Raw genomic sequence first — 16777 nt, 5'->3', positions numbered from 1 at the left:
AATGCCCTGAGCCTGCCGTCGCAGATGCAGGAATTCGTCGACATGTGCGCCATGGTGCGTGCGGACCGCGGCATCAAGGTCGTGGTCCTGACCGGGAACGGCCCGGCGTTCTGCGCCGGCGGCAACGTCAAGGACATGGCCGAGCGAGGAGGCATCTTTGCCGGCTCACCCTATGAAGTAAGCGAGAGCTACCGCAACGGCATCCAGCGTATTCCGCTGTGCCTCTACAGCCTCGATGTACCCGTGATCGCCGCCCTGAATGGCCCGGCCATTGGCGCTGGGCTCGACCTGGCCTGCATGTGCGACGTGCGGGTGTCGGCCGATACGGCCAAATTTGCCGAGAGCTTCGTCAAGCTCGGCATCGTGCCCGGTGACGGCGGCGCCTGGCTGCTGCCGCGGGTCGTCGGCATGCCGAAGGCCAGCCTGATGGCGCTCACCGGGGACGCCATCGATGCGCAGACCGCGCTGGCCTGGGGCCTGGTCACCGAAGTGGTGCCGGCCGCCGGCGTGCTCGAGGCGGCGCTGGCGATCGCACGGCGCATGGCGGCCAATCCTTCGCACGGGCTGCGCCTGACCAAGCGCCTGCTGCGCGAAGGCCAGCACATGCGGCTCGATTCGCTGCTGGAGATGTCGGCCGCCTACCAGGCGCTGGCCCACCACACCGAAGACCACGCCGAGGCGGTATCGGCCTTCCTCGGCAAGCGCGAACCGCAGTACCAGGGACGTTAGATCCCGCGAAAACATCAGGAGAGACAAGCATGCGCAGCGTATTCCGGGAAGACCATCACATGTTCCGCGAGATGGCCCGACGGTTCATCGAAAACGAAATCGTGCCGCACCTGGCCGAATGGGAGCACGCCGGCATCGTGCCGAAGTCGGTATGGAAAAAAGCAGGCGAGGTCGGCCTGCTGTGCTCCACCGTCCCCGAAGAGTACGGCGGCGCCGGCGGCGACTTCGGCCACTCGGCGGTGATGATCGAGGAACTGGCGCGGGTGAACGCCACGGCGATCGGTTTCACCACCCATTCGGAAATCGTCACGCCCTATATCGTCGCCTATGGCAGCGAAGAGCAGAAGCGCAAATGGCTCCCGAGGATGGTCAGCGGCGAGATGATCGGCGTGATCGCGATGAGCGAACCGGGCATCGGCTCGGACTTGCGTTCGATGCGCACCAGCGCCCGGCGCGACGGCGACGAGTATGTGGTCAACGGCCAGAAGACTTTCATTACCAACGGCGGCAATGCCGACCTGATGGTCACGGCGACCAAGCTCGATCCGGGAGCGAAGGAACTCACGCTGATCTGCGTCGAGGCTGATCGCGCGGGCTTCTCGAAAGGCAAGCTGCTCGAAAAGATCGGACTGAAGGGCCAGGATACCTCGGAGCTGTTCTTCGACGAGGTGCGGGTGCCCGCCGAAAACCGGCTGGGCGAGGAGAACAAGGGCTTCTCCTACCTGACCCACCAGCTGGCCTGGGAGCGCACCATCATTGGCCTGCGCGCCGCCGCCAGCATCGAAGCGCTGCTGGAAGACACGCTGGAATATGTCCGCGAGCGCAAGGTCTTCGGCAAGACCGTCTTCGATTTCCAGAACACGAAGTTCAAGCTGGCCGAGTGCAAGGCGCAGGCGACCATGCTCAGGGTATTCGTCGACGATTGCCTGGGCAAGGCAATGCGCGGGGAGCTGTCGGCCGAAGTCGGCGCGATGTGCAAGCTGCTCGGATCCGAAATGCAGGGCAGGATCCTCGACGAGCTGCTCCAGCTGCATGGCGGCTACGGCTTCATGAGCGAATACAAGATCAGCCGCGCCTGGGTCGACGCCCGGGTCGCGCGGATCTACGGCGGCACCTCGGAAATCATGAAAGAGATTATCGCGCGCTCGCTCTAGCAGTCCGGCGTCCTTCAGGTTTCGAAGCCAGGCTTGCTCCCTGTCCCGCACCGGGGCGGAGAGCCGCGCCTGCCAGCGCCTATTACCAAAATCATCAGGGGATCACTCATGAATTCGCCGCTCACCGCCGACGCGGGCGCCGCCTTGCGCGCCGTCACGCTTGACGACAAGTACACCGTCGACCAGGGCCGCATCTTTTTGAGCGGCGTGCAGATGCTGGCGCGACTGCCGATGCTGCAGAAGGCGCGCGACGTGCGCGCGGGCCTGAACACTGGCGGCTATGTGTCCGGCTACCGCGGGTCACCCCTTGGCGGCCTCGACCTGGCCCTGTGGAAGGCGAAGAAGCATCTGGAAAGTCACGATGTCGTGTTCCAGCCCGGCCTGAACGAGGACCTGGCGGCCACCGCCGTCTGGGGCACGCAGCAGGTGAACCTGTACGAAAGCGCGACGCGTGACGGCGTGTTCGGCATGTGGTACGGCAAAGGGCCGGGTGTCGACCGTTCGGCCGATGTCCTCAAGCACGCGAATTCGGCGGGGACCTCGCGCCATGGCGGGGTGCTGATGCTCGTCGGCGACGACCATGCGGCCAAGTCGTCGACCGTCGCGCACCAGTCCGAGCATTTGCTGATCGCCTGCGGGATCCCGGTGCTGTATCCGTCGAGCGTGCAGGAATTCCACGACTACGGCTTGCATGGCTGGGCCATGAGCCGCCATGCGGGACTCTGGGTGTCGATGAAATGCGTGACCGACGTGGTCGAATCCTCGGCCTCGATCGAGATCGACACGGGCGCCATGCAGATCGTCATCCCTGACGCGCCGGCGGTCGAAGGCGGGCTCGGGATCCGCTGGCCCGACGCCCCCCTGGACCAGGAAGCGCGGCTGGTCGACCACAAGTGGTATGCGGCGCTCGACTACATCCGCGCCAACAAACTCAACAAGATCGTGCTGGATGCGCCGCAAGCGCGCTTCGGCATCGTTGCCGCCGGCAAGGCCTACCTCGACCTGCGCCAGGCGCTGGCGGACCTGGGCCTCGACGACGCCGCCTGCGCGCGCATCGGACTCCGGATACTGAAAGTCGGCTGCGTGTGGCCGTTGCATGCGCAGGACGTGCAGGAGTTCGCCGCCGGACTGGAGGAAATCCTCGTAGTCGAGGAGAAGCGCCAGGTGCTCGAATACGCGATCAAGGAACAGCTCTACAACTGGCCGCACGCGCAGCGGCCGCGCGTGTATGGCAAGTTCGACGAGCGCGATGGCGCCGGTGGCGAGTGGTCGGAGCCGCGCGGGCAGTGGCTGCTGCCTGCCCGTTACGAGTTGTCGCCGGCGCTGGTGGCACGCGCGTTGGCGCGGCGCCTCGGCCGGGTCGGACTGCCCGAGGACCTGTGTACGGCCATCGAGGCGCGCATCGCCATCATCGACGCCAAGGAGCTCGAAGCGGCCCGCCCGCGCGTGACGGCTGAGCGCAAGCCATGGTTCTGCTCGGGCTGCCCGCACAATACCTCGACCAAAGTGCCGGAAGGCTCGCGTGCGCTAGCCGGCATCGGCTGCCACTACATGGCGCTGTGGATGGACCGGCGCACCGAGACCGTCACGCAAATGGGCGGCGAGGGCGTCAGCTGGCTCGGCCAGATGCATTTCACGCGCGACAAGCATGTCTTCGTCAACCTCGGCGACGGCACTTATTTCCATTCGGGGCTGCTGGCAATCCGCGCCGCCATCGCCGCCAAAGCGACGGTGACCTACAAGATCCTCTACAACGATGCCGTGGCCATGACCGGCGGCCAGCCGGTGGACGGCACGCTGACGGTGCCGCAAATCGCGCAGCAGGTTGTCGGGGAGGGCGCAGCGAGAGTGCTCGTCGTGAGCGACGAGCCGGAAAAATACGCGGACCGGACTGGCTTGCCCGCAAACGTGACGGTGCATCACCGCGATCAATTCGACGCCTTGCAGCTGGAGCTGCGCGAAGTGGCGGGCGTGTCAGTCCTTATCTACGACCAGACCTGCGCCACCGAAAAACGCCGCCGCCGCAAGCGTGGCGAGTACCCGGATCCGGCGCGCCGTGCCTTCATCAACCCTGCCGTGTGCGAGGGCTGCGGCGACTGCTCGGTCAAGTCGAACTGCCTGTCGGTCGAGCCGCTCGAGACGGCGCTGGGCACCAAGCGCAAGATCAACCAGAGCTCGTGCAACAAGGATTTCTCCTGCGTCAACGGCTTTTGCCCGAGCTTCGTGACGGCCGAGGGAGCGCAGCTGCGCCGGCCGAAGCTTGCTGCCGCCGGCGCGCCGGCACAACTCGCGCCCGAGCCGGTGCTGCCGGCACTCGACCGCGTATGCGGCATCGTGGTGCCGGGAGTGGGCGGCACCGGCGTGGTGACGGTCGGCTCACTGCTGGGTATGGCGGCGCACCTGGAGAACAAGGGCGTCAAGGTGCTCGACATCACCGGGCTTGCGCAAAAGGGCGGGGCGGTGCTCAGCCATGTGCAGATCGCCGCGCGCCCCGACCAGCTTCACGCGACACGGGTGCCGATGGGAGAAGCGGCGGTGCTGATCGGCTGCGATGCGATGGTAGCCGCGTCCGGCGATGCGCTGTCGAGAGTGCGCCGTGGCCGCACGCGTGCAGTCGTCAATAGCGCCTCGGTGCCTTCGGCAGCGTTCCTGTCGAATCCCGACTGGACCTTCCCCGCTGCCGCGGCCGAGGGCGACCTGCGCGCGGCCATTGGCGAAGACTGCGAATTCATCGACGCCAACGCGCTGGCGCTGCGGCTGTTCGGCGACAGCATCTACGCCAATCCGCTGCTGCTCGGGTACGCATGGCAGAAGGGCTGGATACCGCTCGGCCGGCCGGCACTGCTGCGCGCCATCGAACTCAATGCCGTGTCGGTCGAGAAGAACCAGGGGGCATTCGAGGCCGGGCGCCTGGCCGCGCATGATCCTACGCTGCTGCCGAAGGGCGAAGCGCGGCCGCTTGAGAAAGCCGTGGTGATGGCGATGCCGGTCACGCTCGACCGCCTGGTCGCGCAACGCGTCGAGTTACTGTCCGCCTACCAGAACCCTGCTTATGCCAGCCGCTACCGGCTTGCTGTAGACCGCCTGCGCGCCGTGGAGAGCGCAATGGGCGGGAACGGCCGGCTGCCCCTCACCGAAGCGGTTGCGCGCAATCTCGCCAAGCTGATGGCCTACAAGGACGAATACGAGGTGGCGCGCCTGCACAGCGCACCCGCCTTCCTTGACGAGCTGCGCAAGCAATTCGAGGGCGAACCGGGGAAGGACTACACGCTGAACTTCCACCTTGCGCCACCGCTGCTGGCCAAGCGAGACGCTGACGGGAAGCTCGTCAAGCAGCGCTTCGGCCCATGGATGATGCCGGCCTTCCGGATGCTGGCGCGTTTCAAGGGACTGCGCGGCACCTTGGCCGACCCATTCGGCAGGACGATCGAGCGGCGCCGCGAACGCCAGCTGGTCGGCGACTATTTCGCGCTCGTCGACTTGTTCTGCGAGAGCCTGACGCCGGACCGGCGCGATACCGCGCTCGAGCTGGCGCGCCTGCCGGAGAAAATCCGCGGCTACGGCCATGTGAAGGATAAAGCCATGGACGCGGCGCAGGAAACCCGCACGCTGCTCATGGCGCTCTACGCTGCGCCTGCCACCGAATTACAAAAAGCCTGAAGGAGAAAATATGAAAGTCTTGGTACCCGTCAAACGCGTGGTCGACTACAACGTCAAGGTCCGCGTCAAGCTTGACGGCAGCGGCGTGGATATCGCCAACGTCAAGATGTCGATGAACCCCTTCGACGAAATCGCGCTCGAAGAAGCGACCCGTTTGAAGGAAGCCGGCAAGGTCACCGAAGTCGTGGCCGTCTCGATCGGTGTGCCGCAGTGCCAGGAAACCCTGCGTACCGGCATGGCGATCGGCGCCGACCGCGGCATCCTGGTCGAAACCAACGGCGAGACCGAGCCGCTGGGCGTGGCCAAGATCATGAAGGCGCTGGCCGACAAGGAGCAGCCGCAGCTGATCATCCTCGGCAAGCAGGCGATCGACGACGACTCGAACCAGACCGGCCAGATGTTAGCAAGCCTGCTGGGCTGGCCGCAAGCCACCTTCGCTTCGAAAGTCGTGCTGGAAGACGGCAAAGTCACGGTGACGCGCGAAGTCGACGGCGGCCTGGAAACGGTCTCGCTGACCCTGCCGGCCATCGTCACCACCGACCTGCGCCTGAACGAGCCGCGCTACGTCACGCTGCCGAACATCATGAAGGCCAAGAAGAAGCCGCTGGAAACGATCAAGCCGGAAGACCTGGGCGTCGATGTGACCCCACGCCTGAAGACCCTGAAGGTCGTCGAGCCGGCCAAGCGTTCCGCCGGCATCAAGGTCCCGGACGTCGCCACGTTGGTCGCCAAGCTGCGCACCGAAGCCAAAGTCATCTAATAAGGAAACATCATGGTCGCATTAGTCATCGCTGAACACGACAATGGCTCGCTGAAAGGCAGCACCCACCACACCGTGACGGCAGCCGCCCAGTGCGGCGAAGGGTTGGGAAATGAGGTCCACGTGCTGGTCGCCGGTTCCAACTGCGGCGCCGCCGCCGAAGCCGCCGCGCAAATCGCCGGCGTCTCGAAAGTGCTGGTCGCCGACGCGCCTTACTTCGCCGACGGCCTGGCCGAGAACGTGGCCGAGCAGATCCTGGCCATCGCAGCTTCGTACTCGCACATCCTGTCCCCGGCCACCGCCTACGGCAAGAACATCCTGCCGCGCGTGGCCGCCAAGCTGGACGTCGCCCAGATCTCGGAAATCACCAAGGTCGATGCGCCCGACACCTTCGAGCGTCCGATCTACGCCGGCAACGCGATCGCCACCGTGCAGTCGAACGACAGCGTGAAAGTCATCACCGTGCGCGGCACCGGCTTCGACGCGGCTCCTGCCACCGGCGGTTCGGCCGCCGTCGAATCGGTCCAGGCCGCTGCCGACTTCGGCAAGTCGGCTTTTGTTGGCCGCGAGCTGGCGAAATCGGACCGTCCGGAACTGACGGCTGCGAAGATCATCGTCTCGGGCGGGCGCGGCATGGGCTCGGGCGACAACTTCAAGCTGCTCGAGCCGCTGGCCGACAAGCTGGGCGCCGCCATGGGCGCTTCGCGCGCGGCAGTCGACGCCGGCTACGTGCCGAACGACTGGCAGGTCGGCCAGACCGGCAAGATCGTCGCCCCATCGCTGTACATCGCCGTCGGTATCTCGGGCGCGATCCAGCACCTGGCCGGCATGAAGGATTCGAAGACGATCGTCGCGATCAACAAGGATCCGGAAGCGCCGATCTTCTCGGTGGCCGACTACGGCCTGGTAGGCGACCTGTTCGACGTGATTCCCGAGCTGACCGCGCAGCTCGGCCAATAGCGCTTCATGATCGATGCTGTTCCAGCAAACTCGCTAGTTTTGCAAGGTCGACCGGCTTCACGAGATGCTGGTCGAATCCCGCCGCAGTTGTTTTGAGCCTGTCGTGCTCCTGGCCGTATCCCGTTACCGCAACGAGCAAGGCGTGCGCCGTTTCTTCTTGTCTCAGGCAGCGTGCCAGTTCGTTACCGTCCATGTCGGGCAACCCGATGTCGAGTATGTAGACATCGGGTTTTTCCAGCCTGGCGCGAGCGATCGCCGCGCGCGACGAATGTTCGATCGACACCTGATGACCCAGGCTTTCGAGATACAAGGCCAGCATCTGTGCCGCGTCTTCGTTGTCGTCGACTACCAGGATACGCAAGGGCCGTTTTGATGGCGCAGGTTGACGGGTGTCGCCGGGCCCCTCCGCGGCGGCACCATTCTCGACATGATGGCGTGGAAGGCGCAAGGTGAACCGGCTTCCCCGGTCCTTGCCCTCGCTGAAGCAGCTGACTGTTCCACCGTGAAGCTCGGCCAGGTTCTTGACCAGTGCCAAGCCGATTCCCAGTCCCCCCTGGGTGCGATCCGCTGTTCTTTCCGCCTGGGTGAACAGCTCGAAGACATGCGGTTGCAGCTCCGCCGGCATACCAATACCGTTGTCTTCGATCGACAGCGCCAGTGTGTCCGTGTTCACCTCCAGCCTCAATTGAATCTCGCCGCCTGGCGACGTATATTTTGCGGCGTTATTCAGCAGATTGGCGATGATTTGCACCAGGCGCTCCCGATCTCCCAGCACATAGGCTTTCTCTGCCGCCAGGTCGAACAGCAAGTGGTGGCGCTGGGTTTCGATAAATGGCCGCACCTGCTCGACCGCGCCATACACGACCGACTTCAGGTCGAGCGGCTCCTTGGTGATCGTAACCAGCCCCCGCGTCACCCTCGACACGTCAAGCAAGTCGTTGACGAGCGCTGTCATGTGCTTCACCTGGCGGCTGATGATTTGCGAGGTCCTTTTTGCCAGCTTTGCATCGAGGGCAGGCGTTTGCAGTACTTGGGCGGCTGCAGCGATGGGCGCCAGCGGATTTCTGAGCTCATGCGCCAGCATCGCCAGGAACTCATCCTTGCGGAGATTCGCATCGCGCAATACTTCTTCGGCCTGCTTGCGCTCCGTTACATCGCGCGTCGTGCCGGCGATGGCTTCGACCTGGCCGTCCATGCCGAGTACGGGCGTGAAAATATACTCGTAAATACGCCGGCCGTTGATACCGTTAAATGGCACTTCGCCACGAATGGATTGCCTGGTTGCTATGACATGGTCGATTTCGCGGTCATGCATCTCCGCGTGCCACGGTTCGTAACCCAGTTCCAGGCAGGTCAGTCCGATAGCTTCGTCCCAGGTGCGGCCCCACATCGTCAGTAATATCTTGTTGGCGTAGGCGAAGCGATGGTCCAGTCCGAACACATAGGCCAGGTCTGGCGTGTTTTCCAAGAAAGTTTCGTGGAGCCGGCGGCGGCGCTCGGATTCGGCGACGACTTTGTCCAGCTCTGCTGCGTTGCGGGCCCGTTCGCTGGCGATACGGGTCCGCTCGGCGACGTCCTTGATAAACGCGAGCTCGTCATCCGACCAGTGCTTGACCTGTGCATGATTGACAAAAATGACGGCAACCAGTTGGTCCTTCTCGATGACCGGCACATTGACGAAGGCTGTGGCGCTGCGTTCTCTCAACGCAGTTGCCGAGTCTGCAGTCCGGCTGTCCTTGTCGACCTCATCGATGGCGATGAATTTTCCGGCCTTCAGGTCATCGATGAAGGAGCCGTAGTCGCGCAGCTTCAGCGTCCCGGCGAGTGTCTCGACACCGGGCGCATTCCAGTCCCGGACAACATGCAGCGTCTCGGCGGCCGGGTCGATGGTTCCGTAGCCTACGCGGCTGACACCCAGTGTCCTTCCCAGAATTTCCGAAGCTTTGTATTGGATGTCTTCCGAGGTGTTCAGGTCGCGGAAGACATCGGTCAGGGTGAACAGCGCGTTGCGACGCTCTTCCTCCTGCATGCGGGCTGTGATATCGCGGAAGTACACCGACAAGCCCGCGGGTGCGGGATAAACATTCACGTCGTACCATCGCTTGTGGTCCGGATAGTAGGAGTGGACGAAAGGGCAAGCTGCTCCTGCGCGGCTTTCCGGTACATTCGTTCGAAGTCGCTGCCCACGGTGCCTGGATAGACATCCCAGATGCTTTTACCCAGCAAGTCGGCCCGTTCGCACTCCAGCGTCTTTACAGTCTGGCGATTGACATAAGAAAACTGCCAGTCCGTATTAAGACTGAAAAACGCGTCGGTAATACTGTCCAGGATAGTTTGCGCGTCGCTCAACTGGACTGGTTGCTCATTCGATTGGCCTTCCATTCAACACCTATGGCAAAAATTTGCCTCAAGTGTAATAGGTTTTGCGTCCGGGCGATGTCGCAACAGGCGCTGCGGTTTCGCCCGGATGCATTCAGCGATCAAAAACTTCCTCGGGCGAACGCACGCTCGAGCCCAGGATCGGGCCGACCAGCTCATGTCCCCAGGTCGACAGCTTCTCCGGATTGAGTTCATAGCCGTCGTCGTGCCAGGGCTCGAGCTCGACGATGCATTCGATCGCGAAGCCCGATGGCGTGAAGTGATAGAAGGACATGTGCGGGTCCTGCGTGTGCTGGCCCAGGGTCATCATCATCTGCAGCCCTTTTTTGCGTACCAGGTCATAAGTCTCGCCGACGTCGCGCACCGAATTGACGGTGATGCCGACGTGCTGGACGCCAGCCTTGCCGGGCCCGAAACCGTAGGCGATGTCGTGGCTGGTGTGGGTATTCAGCTTGGAGCGGAAGAACCCAGTTTTTCCCTTGCCGGCGCCGGCGCCGTAGTAGCGCATGCCCATGATATTGGTGAGGAAATGCTCCAGCTCCGGCGTGTACTCGGGTGTGATCAGGACCACGTGGCCGACGCCGCGCTCGCCGCAGGTAAAGCCGCCGTGGGGACGTCCCGGCTGGAAGGAGCGTGGCATCCATTTCTGGGCATAGAACAGCTCGTGCTGGTAGCCCACCGGGTCGCGAAAGCGCACCAGCTCCTTGACGCCGCGGCGCTCGCACAGGGACTGGTCTGCGACGCTGACTTCGACACCATGCTCGCGGAAGCGCTCGACGGCCGCCTGGAACTCCAGCTTGCCTTTCGCTTCCCAGCCAATGTAGGCGATCCGGTCGATTTTCCCTGGGTGGAAGGCGAGCCGGTGGCGCCGGTCGTCCATTTTGAAGTACAGCGAATCCGAATCGCTTTCCGGCGATGGGGCAACTTGGAAGCCCATCACTTGCGGGCCGTAGTCGCGCCACGCATCCAGGTTGGCGGTTTCGAAGCCGAGGTAGCCGATGCCGATGATGTCCATTGATTCTCCTGTTTGAGCGTTACTTAGATCGCGAGCAGGCCGCCGTCGACCACCAGGTCGGAGCCGGTCATGAAGCGCGCTTCGTCGGATGCGACATACAGTGCAAGCGACACGACTTCTTCCGGTTCGCCCGGGCGGTCCTGCAGCACACCGTCGAGGATGATGCGGCGCGTCACGGGATTCTCGACGAAGGCGGCGGTGCCCGGCGTTTTGACGAAGCCAGGGCTGATGCTGACCGCGCGGATGCCCAGCGGGGCGCCCTCGACCGCCACCTGCCGGGTAAACGAGACGACCGCGCCCTTGGCCGCGCTGTGCGCGCTGATGCCGGCCGCCTTGGAGCCGCCCCAGGCCGCCGTCGAGGCGATATTGATGACCACGCCGCCGCGTACCGACAAGTGGCGCCAGGCGTATTTGGTGGCGAAGAAGACGAGGTCGAGTTCGTTACGGATCGTGTAATGCCAGTCCTCGACCGACATCTCGCCCACACCGCCGAATTTCGCCGCAGAGGCGTTGTTGTACAGGATGTCGATGCGGCCGAGTTCCTCCGCCGCCGAATCGACCCAGCGCCTGGCCTGTTCATGGTCGCCGAGGTCGACGGGCGCCGAGCCGTGCAGCGTGTAGCCCTCGGCCGCCATCAAACGCGCGGTTTCTTCATGGGCGGCGCGATCGACGTCGCAGCCGGCAACAGTGGCGCCTTCGCGTGCGAAGTACAAGGCCGCAACCCGGCCCTGGCCGCCACCTGTACCGGTGATCAGGACGACTTTTCCAGCTAATCTGTTCATGTGCTATCCCCGCAGATGAGGGATCCGGCCGTGCGCGAGGTCGCCCTGCGCCGCCTGCGGGCGGCTGCACAGCGACCGCACACCTGGCGCGAACCGCCAGGATGGGAAGTTCAGGCCGGAGCCTGGACCGCGATGGCCTCGGCCGGGCAGGCGGCTGCGCCTTCGCGCGCCGACTCCAGCAGCTCGTCAGGGACGATGTCGCTGTCGACGTAGACAATGCCGCCGGCGTCGAGCTTGTAGACTTCAGGGCAGATGGCGGCGCAGAGGCCGTAACCGCAGCACTTGCTGCGCTCGATGATGACGCGGTGAAGAAGTTGGTCGCTCATGATTCGTCTCTTTAATAATTATCCGACCGCGGGGGTCTGTGAGACGATTATGCACACAAATCGAAAATCTGTCACGTTTTGTGAGGGGTGTCGTTTAAAACAGGATGTTTCCGATCTTGCCGGCAGCCTTGCGCAGGGCCGCGCCGAGCTTGTCGATCTCGTCGCTGCCATGCTGTCCCCGGAAAGTTACTGCGGAGACTGCATAGGCGATGGCCCCGCTGCGGTCGGCGACGGGCGCCGCCACTGCCAGGATGCCGGGCGAAAAATAGCCGTCGTCGACAGCCCAGCCCTTGATCCGCGCATCGGCCACCTGCTGGCGGTATTCCTCGAAGCGCAAGGGACGGGGCCAGCGTATCTTGTCGAAAGCGGCGCGCAGGCGCGCCTCGTCGAGTTCCAGGTGTGCCGCAAACAGCCGTCCGCTTGCGCCCATCAGCATCGGCAGGCGTTGTCCGATTGCCATGTCGATGCGCAGGTCGCCCGGGCTTGTTTCAGAACTGACCAGCACGATCCGCTCGTTGCCCATGCGGCGCCACAAAGTCACCGTGACGTGGTGGGCGGCCGCGAATTCCTGCATCAGCGGACGCACCACCTCGAGCCGCTGGCCCTGCGTCACCAGGTGCTCGACCAGCTTGGCCAGGCCCAGGCCCGTGGAATAGGTCTTCGAGAGCGGATCGAAGTCGAGCATTTCCTCGGCGACCAGGGTGCGCAGGGTATTGAAGCAGGTGCTGGGATTGAGCGCGAGCTCGCGCGCGATGTCGGCGGCGCGCTCGGGCGAGCCGGAAGTGGTCAGGAAGCGCAGGATGCGGATCGCATTCACGACCGGCTTGACGATCACCCCGGTGGCCAGCTCCGCGCGCTCTTCGCTGTGTGTATTGATAGCCATGCGGCGCTCCAGTGGACGACGGGAGCGGCGAAGCGCGACCGAGTCGATATTTAAAATACCATTCTAATATCAGAATCGTTCGCGGGCAAGGGCAACTGTTCGAAATGGTAGGGCAACGCGGATTCAGTCGCGTACTAGCAGCAAACTCCCGCCCAGCGGACCGCCGCCGGAGGCCACCACCGATACCTGGTGCGGCGCGACCTGGCGCGCTCCGGCACGGCCCCAGAGCTGGCTGCAGGCCTCATGGACATAGCCCAGGCCGTGCGTGCGCCCGCCGGAGAGCTGGCCGCCGTTGGTATTGACCGGCAGTTCCCCCGCCAGCGAAATGCGCCGCCCGCCCTCGACGAAGGGACCGCTCTCGCCGCGCGGGCACAGGCGCAAGCCTTCCAGCCACATCATCGTCAGGATCGAAAAGCCGTCGTACAGCTGGGCATTGCCCACTTCCGCAGGCTTGATATCGGTGCGCGCCCACATCATGTCGCCGCAGTCGCGCGTGGCCATGGCCGTGAGGTCGAGCTGGTCCCAGGACCAGGGCTGGTGCAGCGCCGCACCGATGGCATCAATCCGGACCGGCGGGTTCGGGCCATCCTTGGCGGCATCGACGCGCGAAAGGATGATCGCGGTCGAGGCGTCGCAGTGGACGTCGCAGTCGAGCATGCGCAGCGGCGTCGAGATCATGCGCGAGGCCATGTAGTCGTCCATGTTCAACGGCGTGCGGTAGATCGCCTTCGGATTGAGCGCCGCGTTCGCGCGGCAGGTAAGGGCGATTTGGGCCAGCTGCTCCGGGGTGGTGCCGTAGTCGTGGAAGTGGCGCTGGGCGTACATCGCCATCAGGTTCACGCCGGAAAGGACGTTGAAGGGCGTGTACCATTGCCAGGCGGCGCTGGTGTCGCGCCCGACCGTCTTGTTGGTCAGTGCGCTGGCGCCCTTGTCGGTCTGGCGCCGCGTCGCCTCGGTAATCGTGCGGAACACCAGTACGTGGCGGCACAGGCCGGCGGCGATCGCCATCGCGCCATTGATCACGCCCGCGAGCGGCCCGGGGCCTTCGTAGCCGCCGCCATACCAGTTGACCTTCAGCCCCAGGGTGCCGATCAGCGCGTTCGGGCCGACTGGCGAAAAGGCGTCGCCGTTGTTATTGTCGCCCGGCCAGCACGACACGCCGTCGATGTCGTCGCGCGTGAGGCCGGCGTCCGCGATGGCTTCCAGGCAGGCGTCGAGCGTCAGGCGCATGGCCGATTTGTTCGAGGGCCGGCCCACTTCGGATTGGCCGATGCCGCTGATGGCCACGTCTTTTTCGTAGAGGCGATCGAACATCATGCAGCCTTTTCAAAGAGGGGGAGCCAGACGTCCTCGACCTGCTCGAAGCGCACGCGTACCGGCATGTCGATGCTGACCTCGCCAGGCGGCATGCCGACGATATTCGTGACGAAGCGCAGGCCGGGCTGCTCGGCCAGTTCGACGATCGCGACCACATAGGCTTCCTTCAGGTCGGTGCGCCAGGGTTGGTGGTTGACCGTATAGGTGACGACCTTGCCGGCGCCGGACACAGCTTTCGGCGCGACGTCCTCGCTGAGGCAGCGCGGACAGAGCGGCGCCGGCGGATGGAAGAATTGCGTGCAGGCGGCGCAGTGGTGCATGCGCAGTTCGCCGTCGGCGCCACTCTGCCAGAAGGCACGGTTGTCCGGGGTCAGGGCGGGAAGTTTTCGTGTCATGCCGGGCCTTTCGAGGGGGCTTGCCATGGTCTGTCGGTACGAAGATTTTACAACTATGTAGACAGAAATTGAAAATATGTTTAAAGTTTTCCCAAGTTGTCCCGGTTTTAACCGATTTACACAAGAAAGCCCGCCATGACCGCAAGACTCGATTCCCGCATCATCGTCGTCACCGGCGGCTTTGGCATCGTCGGACGCGCCGTGGCAGAACGCCTGGGCGAGGAGGGCGCGCGCGTCGTGCTGCTCGACCGCGCCGCCGCACCATCGTCCGGCTTGCCGCAGGTGGCGCTGGCGCTCGGCGGCGTCGAGCTCGGTGACGAAACGGCCTGCCAGGCGGCCTACACCCAAGTGCGCGAACTGCTGGGTGGCGTGGACGGCGTCGTCAACGTCGCCGGCGGTTTTATCTGGGAAACGCTCGAAGGCGGCGCCCTGGCCTCCTGGGACCGCATGTACGAGACCAATGTCCGCACCGCGGTGGCCAGCTGCCGCGCGGCGCTGCCCCACCTGCTGGCACGCGGCGCAGGGCGCATCGTCAACGTCGGCGCCGCCGCCGCCGGCAAGGCCGGCCTGGGCATGGGCGCCTATGCCGCATCGAAGGCGGGCGTGGCGCGCCTCACCGAAGCCCTGGCCGAAGAACTGAAAGATCGCGGCATTACCGTCAACGCGGTCCTGCCGAGCATTATCGATACCCCCGCCAACCGCGGCGACATGCCGGATGCCGACGCCAGCCGCTGGGTCGCCCCAGCCCAGCTGGCCGCGGTGATCGCATTCCTGCTGTCCGACGAGGCCGCGGCACTGACTGGCGCCTGCATTCCAGTGAACGGCCGGGTGTAGTCGCCACTGCGCGCCCGACAAACGGGCGCCCGATCCATCCAGAAGAGGGTGCAACCGTAACGAAGGGATGCGCCCCGCAACGGAGACATGAAGCATGAGACTCGTAACCTACCGTGACGAACGCGGCGCGATGCGCCCGGGCGCCCTGATCGAGGCCGACAGCGCCATCGTCGACCTGGCCAGCGCCGCGCAGGACGCCGGCCTCGGTCGCTGGCCGGCTTTCACCAGCATCCTGGCGCTGGTCGAGGCCGGGGACGAAGCCCTGGAGGAAGCGCGCCGCATGGTGGCGCGCGCCCCGTCGGCGTCGGTCATCGAACGCGCCACCGTTCAATTGTGCGCGCCGATCCAGCCACCGCCGCAAATGCGCGACTGCTCCTGCTTCGAGCTGCACCTGAAACAAAGCTTCGCCGCCGCCCGCCGCGCACGCGTGGCGCACCTGCCGAATCCCGAGGAAGCGCTGGCGCAGATGAACACGCGCGCCGACGAGCGCGTGCTGGCCACCTTCAACCGCCAGCCGATCTACTACAAGTGCAACCGCTTCGCCGTCATCGGTCCGGACGAGGACGTGGTCTGGCCCGCCTATAGCCGCGCGATGGACTTCGAGCTCGAATTCGCCTGCTATATCGGGCGCAAGGCGAAGGACGTCCCACGCGAGAAGGCGCGCGAGCATATTGTCGGCTACACCATCTTCAACGACATGAGCGCGCGCGACACCCAGGCGCTCGAGATGGCGGGCATGCTCGGACCCGCCAAGAGCAAGGACTTCGACACCGGCAACGTGATGGGTCCCTGCCTGGTGACGGCGGACGAACTGCCCGACCCGTACGACCTGGCCATGATCGCCCGCGTCAACGGCGAGGAATGGGGCAGGGGAAGCACACGCGACATGCGCTGGCAGTTCGACGACCTGATCGCGCATATCTCGCGCTCCGAAACCCTGTATCCGGGCGAGGTGCTCGGTTCCGGCACGGTCGGCAACGGCTGCGGGCTGGAGCAGTCGCGCTACCTGAAGCCGAACGACGTGATCGAACTCGAAGTCGAGGGCATCGGGGTCCTGCGCTCGCGTATCGTCAAATTGTAACACTGCACGACTGCGGTATTCAACGGCGCCACCTGCGGCCAGAGCCAGGGGCGCCGCTTCCAACGGCCTTTGAGGAGACAAGCATGGTCGGAACAACAAACGGCGCGGCGATCGACTTCGCCGAATTCAGGCAAGCCTGGCGCGTCCTGCTGCTGGCGATCGCCGGCGTCATGATCAGCATTAATGCGGCGCTGCTGTATGGCTTCGGGGTGCTGGTGATTCCGCTGCAGGCCCAGTTCGGCTGGGACCGCCCAGCCTTGCAGGCTGCGATCAGCTTCCTGTTCGGCGGCGCCGTGATCGGCCTGCAGCTGGTCGGCTGGCTCAACCTTCGCTACGGGATCAAGCGCGTCACGGTGGTGTCGCTGCTGACGATGGCGCTCGGCTACCTGGCCACCACGCAAATCGGCGGTTCGGTCTGGACCCTGTATGCGGCCTTTTTCCTGCTGCCGATCGTCGGCATGGGCGCGCTTGCCGTCACCTGGACCCAGCTGCTCGCGCTCTG

Annotated in this window: 15 protein-coding genes and 1 pseudogene; 8 read left to right on the top strand and 8 right to left on the bottom strand. The window is 64.6% G+C overall.

What is annotated here, in order from left to right; translation table 11 throughout:
• From ACFPOU_RS12065 to ACFPOU_RS12045, 5 genes are all read left to right on the top strand, one after another.
• On the top strand, nt 1-729 hold a 729-nt coding region (locus ACFPOU_RS12065), incomplete at its 5' end, for a crotonase/enoyl-CoA hydratase family protein (RefSeq protein WP_379721300.1).
• Nucleotides 730-758: 29 nt separating this feature from the next.
• The gene (locus ACFPOU_RS12060) at nt 759-1883 is read left to right on the top strand and encodes an acyl-CoA dehydrogenase family protein (RefSeq protein WP_379721297.1); all 1125 of its coding nucleotides are present in this window, start codon (nt 759-761) and stop codon (nt 1881-1883) included.
• A gap of 108 nt (nt 1884-1991) precedes the next feature.
• Nucleotides 1992-5543 carry an indolepyruvate ferredoxin oxidoreductase family protein gene (locus tag ACFPOU_RS12055; RefSeq protein WP_379721294.1) on the top strand — a complete coding sequence of 1184 codons (3552 nt, stop codon included), beginning with the start codon at nt 1992-1994 and terminating at the stop codon, nt 5541-5543.
• A gap of 10 nt (nt 5544-5553) precedes the next feature.
• The gene (locus tag ACFPOU_RS12050) at nt 5554-6303 is read left to right on the top strand and encodes an electron transfer flavoprotein subunit beta/FixA family protein (protein ID WP_379721291.1); all 750 of its coding nucleotides are present in this window, start codon (nt 5554-5556) and stop codon (nt 6301-6303) included.
• 12 nt (nt 6304-6315) lie between these two features.
• Nucleotides 6316-7263, top strand: coding sequence for an electron transfer flavoprotein subunit alpha/FixB family protein (locus ACFPOU_RS12045; protein WP_379721288.1), 948 nt, complete (start codon nt 6316-6318; stop codon nt 7261-7263).
• A 4-nt stretch (nt 7264-7267) separates the two neighbouring features.
• On the opposite strand, the gene ACFPOU_RS12040 is transcribed toward ACFPOU_RS12045, so the two are convergent.
• The 8 genes from ACFPOU_RS12040 to ACFPOU_RS12005 form a co-directional block, all read right to left on the bottom strand.
• Complete coding sequence (locus ACFPOU_RS12040) at nt 7268-9352, bottom strand: ATP-binding protein (protein ID WP_379721284.1); 2085 nt, start codon at nt 9350-9352, stop codon at nt 7268-7270.
• Nucleotides 9349-9645 (bottom strand): PAS domain-containing protein, encoded by a 297-nt coding sequence (locus ACFPOU_RS12035; RefSeq protein WP_379721281.1) that lies wholly within the window; start codon nt 9643-9645, stop codon nt 9349-9351. The genes ACFPOU_RS12040 and ACFPOU_RS12035 overlap by 4 nt, the downstream gene beginning before the upstream one ends.
• Before the next feature lie 91 nt (nt 9646-9736).
• Nucleotides 9737-10657, bottom strand: a complete 921-nt coding sequence (locus tag ACFPOU_RS12030) for a VOC family protein (protein WP_379721278.1) — start codon at nt 10655-10657, stop codon at nt 9737-9739.
• Between the two features lie 23 nt (nt 10658-10680).
• Entirely contained in the window at nt 10681-11439 is a 759-nt protein-coding gene (locus ACFPOU_RS12025; RefSeq protein WP_379721275.1) for an SDR family NAD(P)-dependent oxidoreductase, read from the bottom strand.
• Between the two features lie 110 nt (nt 11440-11549).
• Complete coding sequence (locus tag ACFPOU_RS12020) at nt 11550-11765, bottom strand: ferredoxin (RefSeq protein ID WP_379721272.1); 216 nt, start codon at nt 11763-11765, stop codon at nt 11550-11552.
• 94 nt (nt 11766-11859) lie between these two features.
• Nucleotides 11860-12648, bottom strand: a complete 789-nt coding sequence (locus tag ACFPOU_RS12015) for an IclR family transcriptional regulator (RefSeq protein ID WP_379721269.1) — start codon at nt 12646-12648, stop codon at nt 11860-11862.
• Between the two features lie 123 nt (nt 12649-12771).
• The gene (locus ACFPOU_RS12010) at nt 12772-13965 is read right to left on the bottom strand and encodes a thiolase family protein (RefSeq protein WP_379721266.1); all 1194 of its coding nucleotides are present in this window, start codon (nt 13963-13965) and stop codon (nt 12772-12774) included.
• Entirely contained in the window at nt 13962-14360 is a 399-nt protein-coding gene (locus ACFPOU_RS12005; RefSeq protein ID WP_379721263.1) for a Zn-ribbon domain-containing OB-fold protein, read from the bottom strand. The genes ACFPOU_RS12010 and ACFPOU_RS12005 overlap by 4 nt, the downstream gene beginning before the upstream one ends.
• Nucleotides 14361-14495: 135 nt before the next feature.
• Between ACFPOU_RS12005 and ACFPOU_RS12000 the strand changes: the two genes are divergently transcribed.
• From ACFPOU_RS12000 to ACFPOU_RS11990, 3 genes and pseudogenes are all read left to right on the top strand, one after another.
• Nucleotides 14496-15194 carry an SDR family NAD(P)-dependent oxidoreductase gene (locus tag ACFPOU_RS12000; RefSeq protein WP_379721260.1) on the top strand — a complete coding sequence of 233 codons (699 nt, stop codon included), beginning with the start codon at nt 14496-14498 and terminating at the stop codon, nt 15192-15194.
• Between the two features lie 94 nt (nt 15195-15288).
• Nucleotides 15289-16275: a fumarylacetoacetate hydrolase family protein gene (locus ACFPOU_RS11995; RefSeq protein WP_379721257.1), complete on the top strand. Its 987-nt coding sequence runs from the start codon at nt 15289-15291 to the stop codon at nt 16273-16275.
• A gap of 83 nt (nt 16276-16358) precedes the next feature.
• A pseudogene (locus tag ACFPOU_RS11990) lies at nt 16359-16777 on the top strand (MFS transporter); the annotation flags it as partial.

Source organism: Massilia jejuensis (assembly GCF_042656795.1).
Lineage (GTDB): Bacteria > Pseudomonadota > Gammaproteobacteria > Burkholderiales > Burkholderiaceae_D > Telluria > Telluria jejuensis.
The sequence above is the reverse complement of the archived record's forward strand: the minus strand, read 5'-3'. Positions and strand labels throughout refer to the sequence as shown.

What these genes read in the sequence shown, in the direction of transcription:
- ACFPOU_RS12060 (WP_379721297.1), top strand. Translation starts at nt 759, where the DNA reads ATGCGCAGCGTATTCCGGGAAGACCATCACATGTTCCGCGAGATGGCC.
- ACFPOU_RS12055 (WP_379721294.1), top strand. Translation starts at nt 1,992, where the DNA reads ATGAATTCGCCGCTCACCGCCGACGCGGGCGCCGCCTTGCGCGCCGTC.
- ACFPOU_RS12050 (WP_379721291.1), top strand. Translation starts at nt 5,554, where the DNA reads ATGAAAGTCTTGGTACCCGTCAAACGCGTGGTCGACTACAACGTCAAG.
- ACFPOU_RS12045 (WP_379721288.1), top strand. Translation starts at nt 6,316, where the DNA reads ATGGTCGCATTAGTCATCGCTGAACACGACAATGGCTCGCTGAAAGGC.
- ACFPOU_RS12035 (WP_379721281.1), bottom strand. Translation starts at nt 9,645, where the DNA reads ATGGAAGGCCAATCGAATGAGCAACCAGTCCAGTTGAGCGACGCGCAA.
- ACFPOU_RS12030 (WP_379721278.1), bottom strand. Translation starts at nt 10,657, where the DNA reads ATGGACATCATCGGCATCGGCTACCTCGGCTTCGAAACCGCCAACCTG.
- ACFPOU_RS12025 (WP_379721275.1), bottom strand. Translation starts at nt 11,439, where the DNA reads ATGAACAGATTAGCTGGAAAAGTCGTCCTGATCACCGGTACAGGTGGC.
- ACFPOU_RS12020 (WP_379721272.1), bottom strand. Translation starts at nt 11,765, where the DNA reads ATGAGCGACCAACTTCTTCACCGCGTCATCATCGAGCGCAGCAAGTGC.
- ACFPOU_RS12015 (WP_379721269.1), bottom strand. Translation starts at nt 12,648, where the DNA reads ATGGCTATCAATACACACAGCGAAGAGCGCGCGGAGCTGGCCACCGGG.
- ACFPOU_RS12010 (WP_379721266.1), bottom strand. Translation starts at nt 13,965, where the DNA reads ATGATGTTCGATCGCCTCTACGAAAAAGACGTGGCCATCAGCGGCATC.
- ACFPOU_RS12005 (WP_379721263.1), bottom strand. Translation starts at nt 14,360, where the DNA reads ATGACACGAAAACTTCCCGCCCTGACCCCGGACAACCGTGCCTTCTGG.
- ACFPOU_RS12000 (WP_379721260.1), top strand. Translation starts at nt 14,496, where the DNA reads ATGACCGCAAGACTCGATTCCCGCATCATCGTCGTCACCGGCGGCTTT.
- ACFPOU_RS11995 (WP_379721257.1), top strand. Translation starts at nt 15,289, where the DNA reads ATGAGACTCGTAACCTACCGTGACGAACGCGGCGCGATGCGCCCGGGC.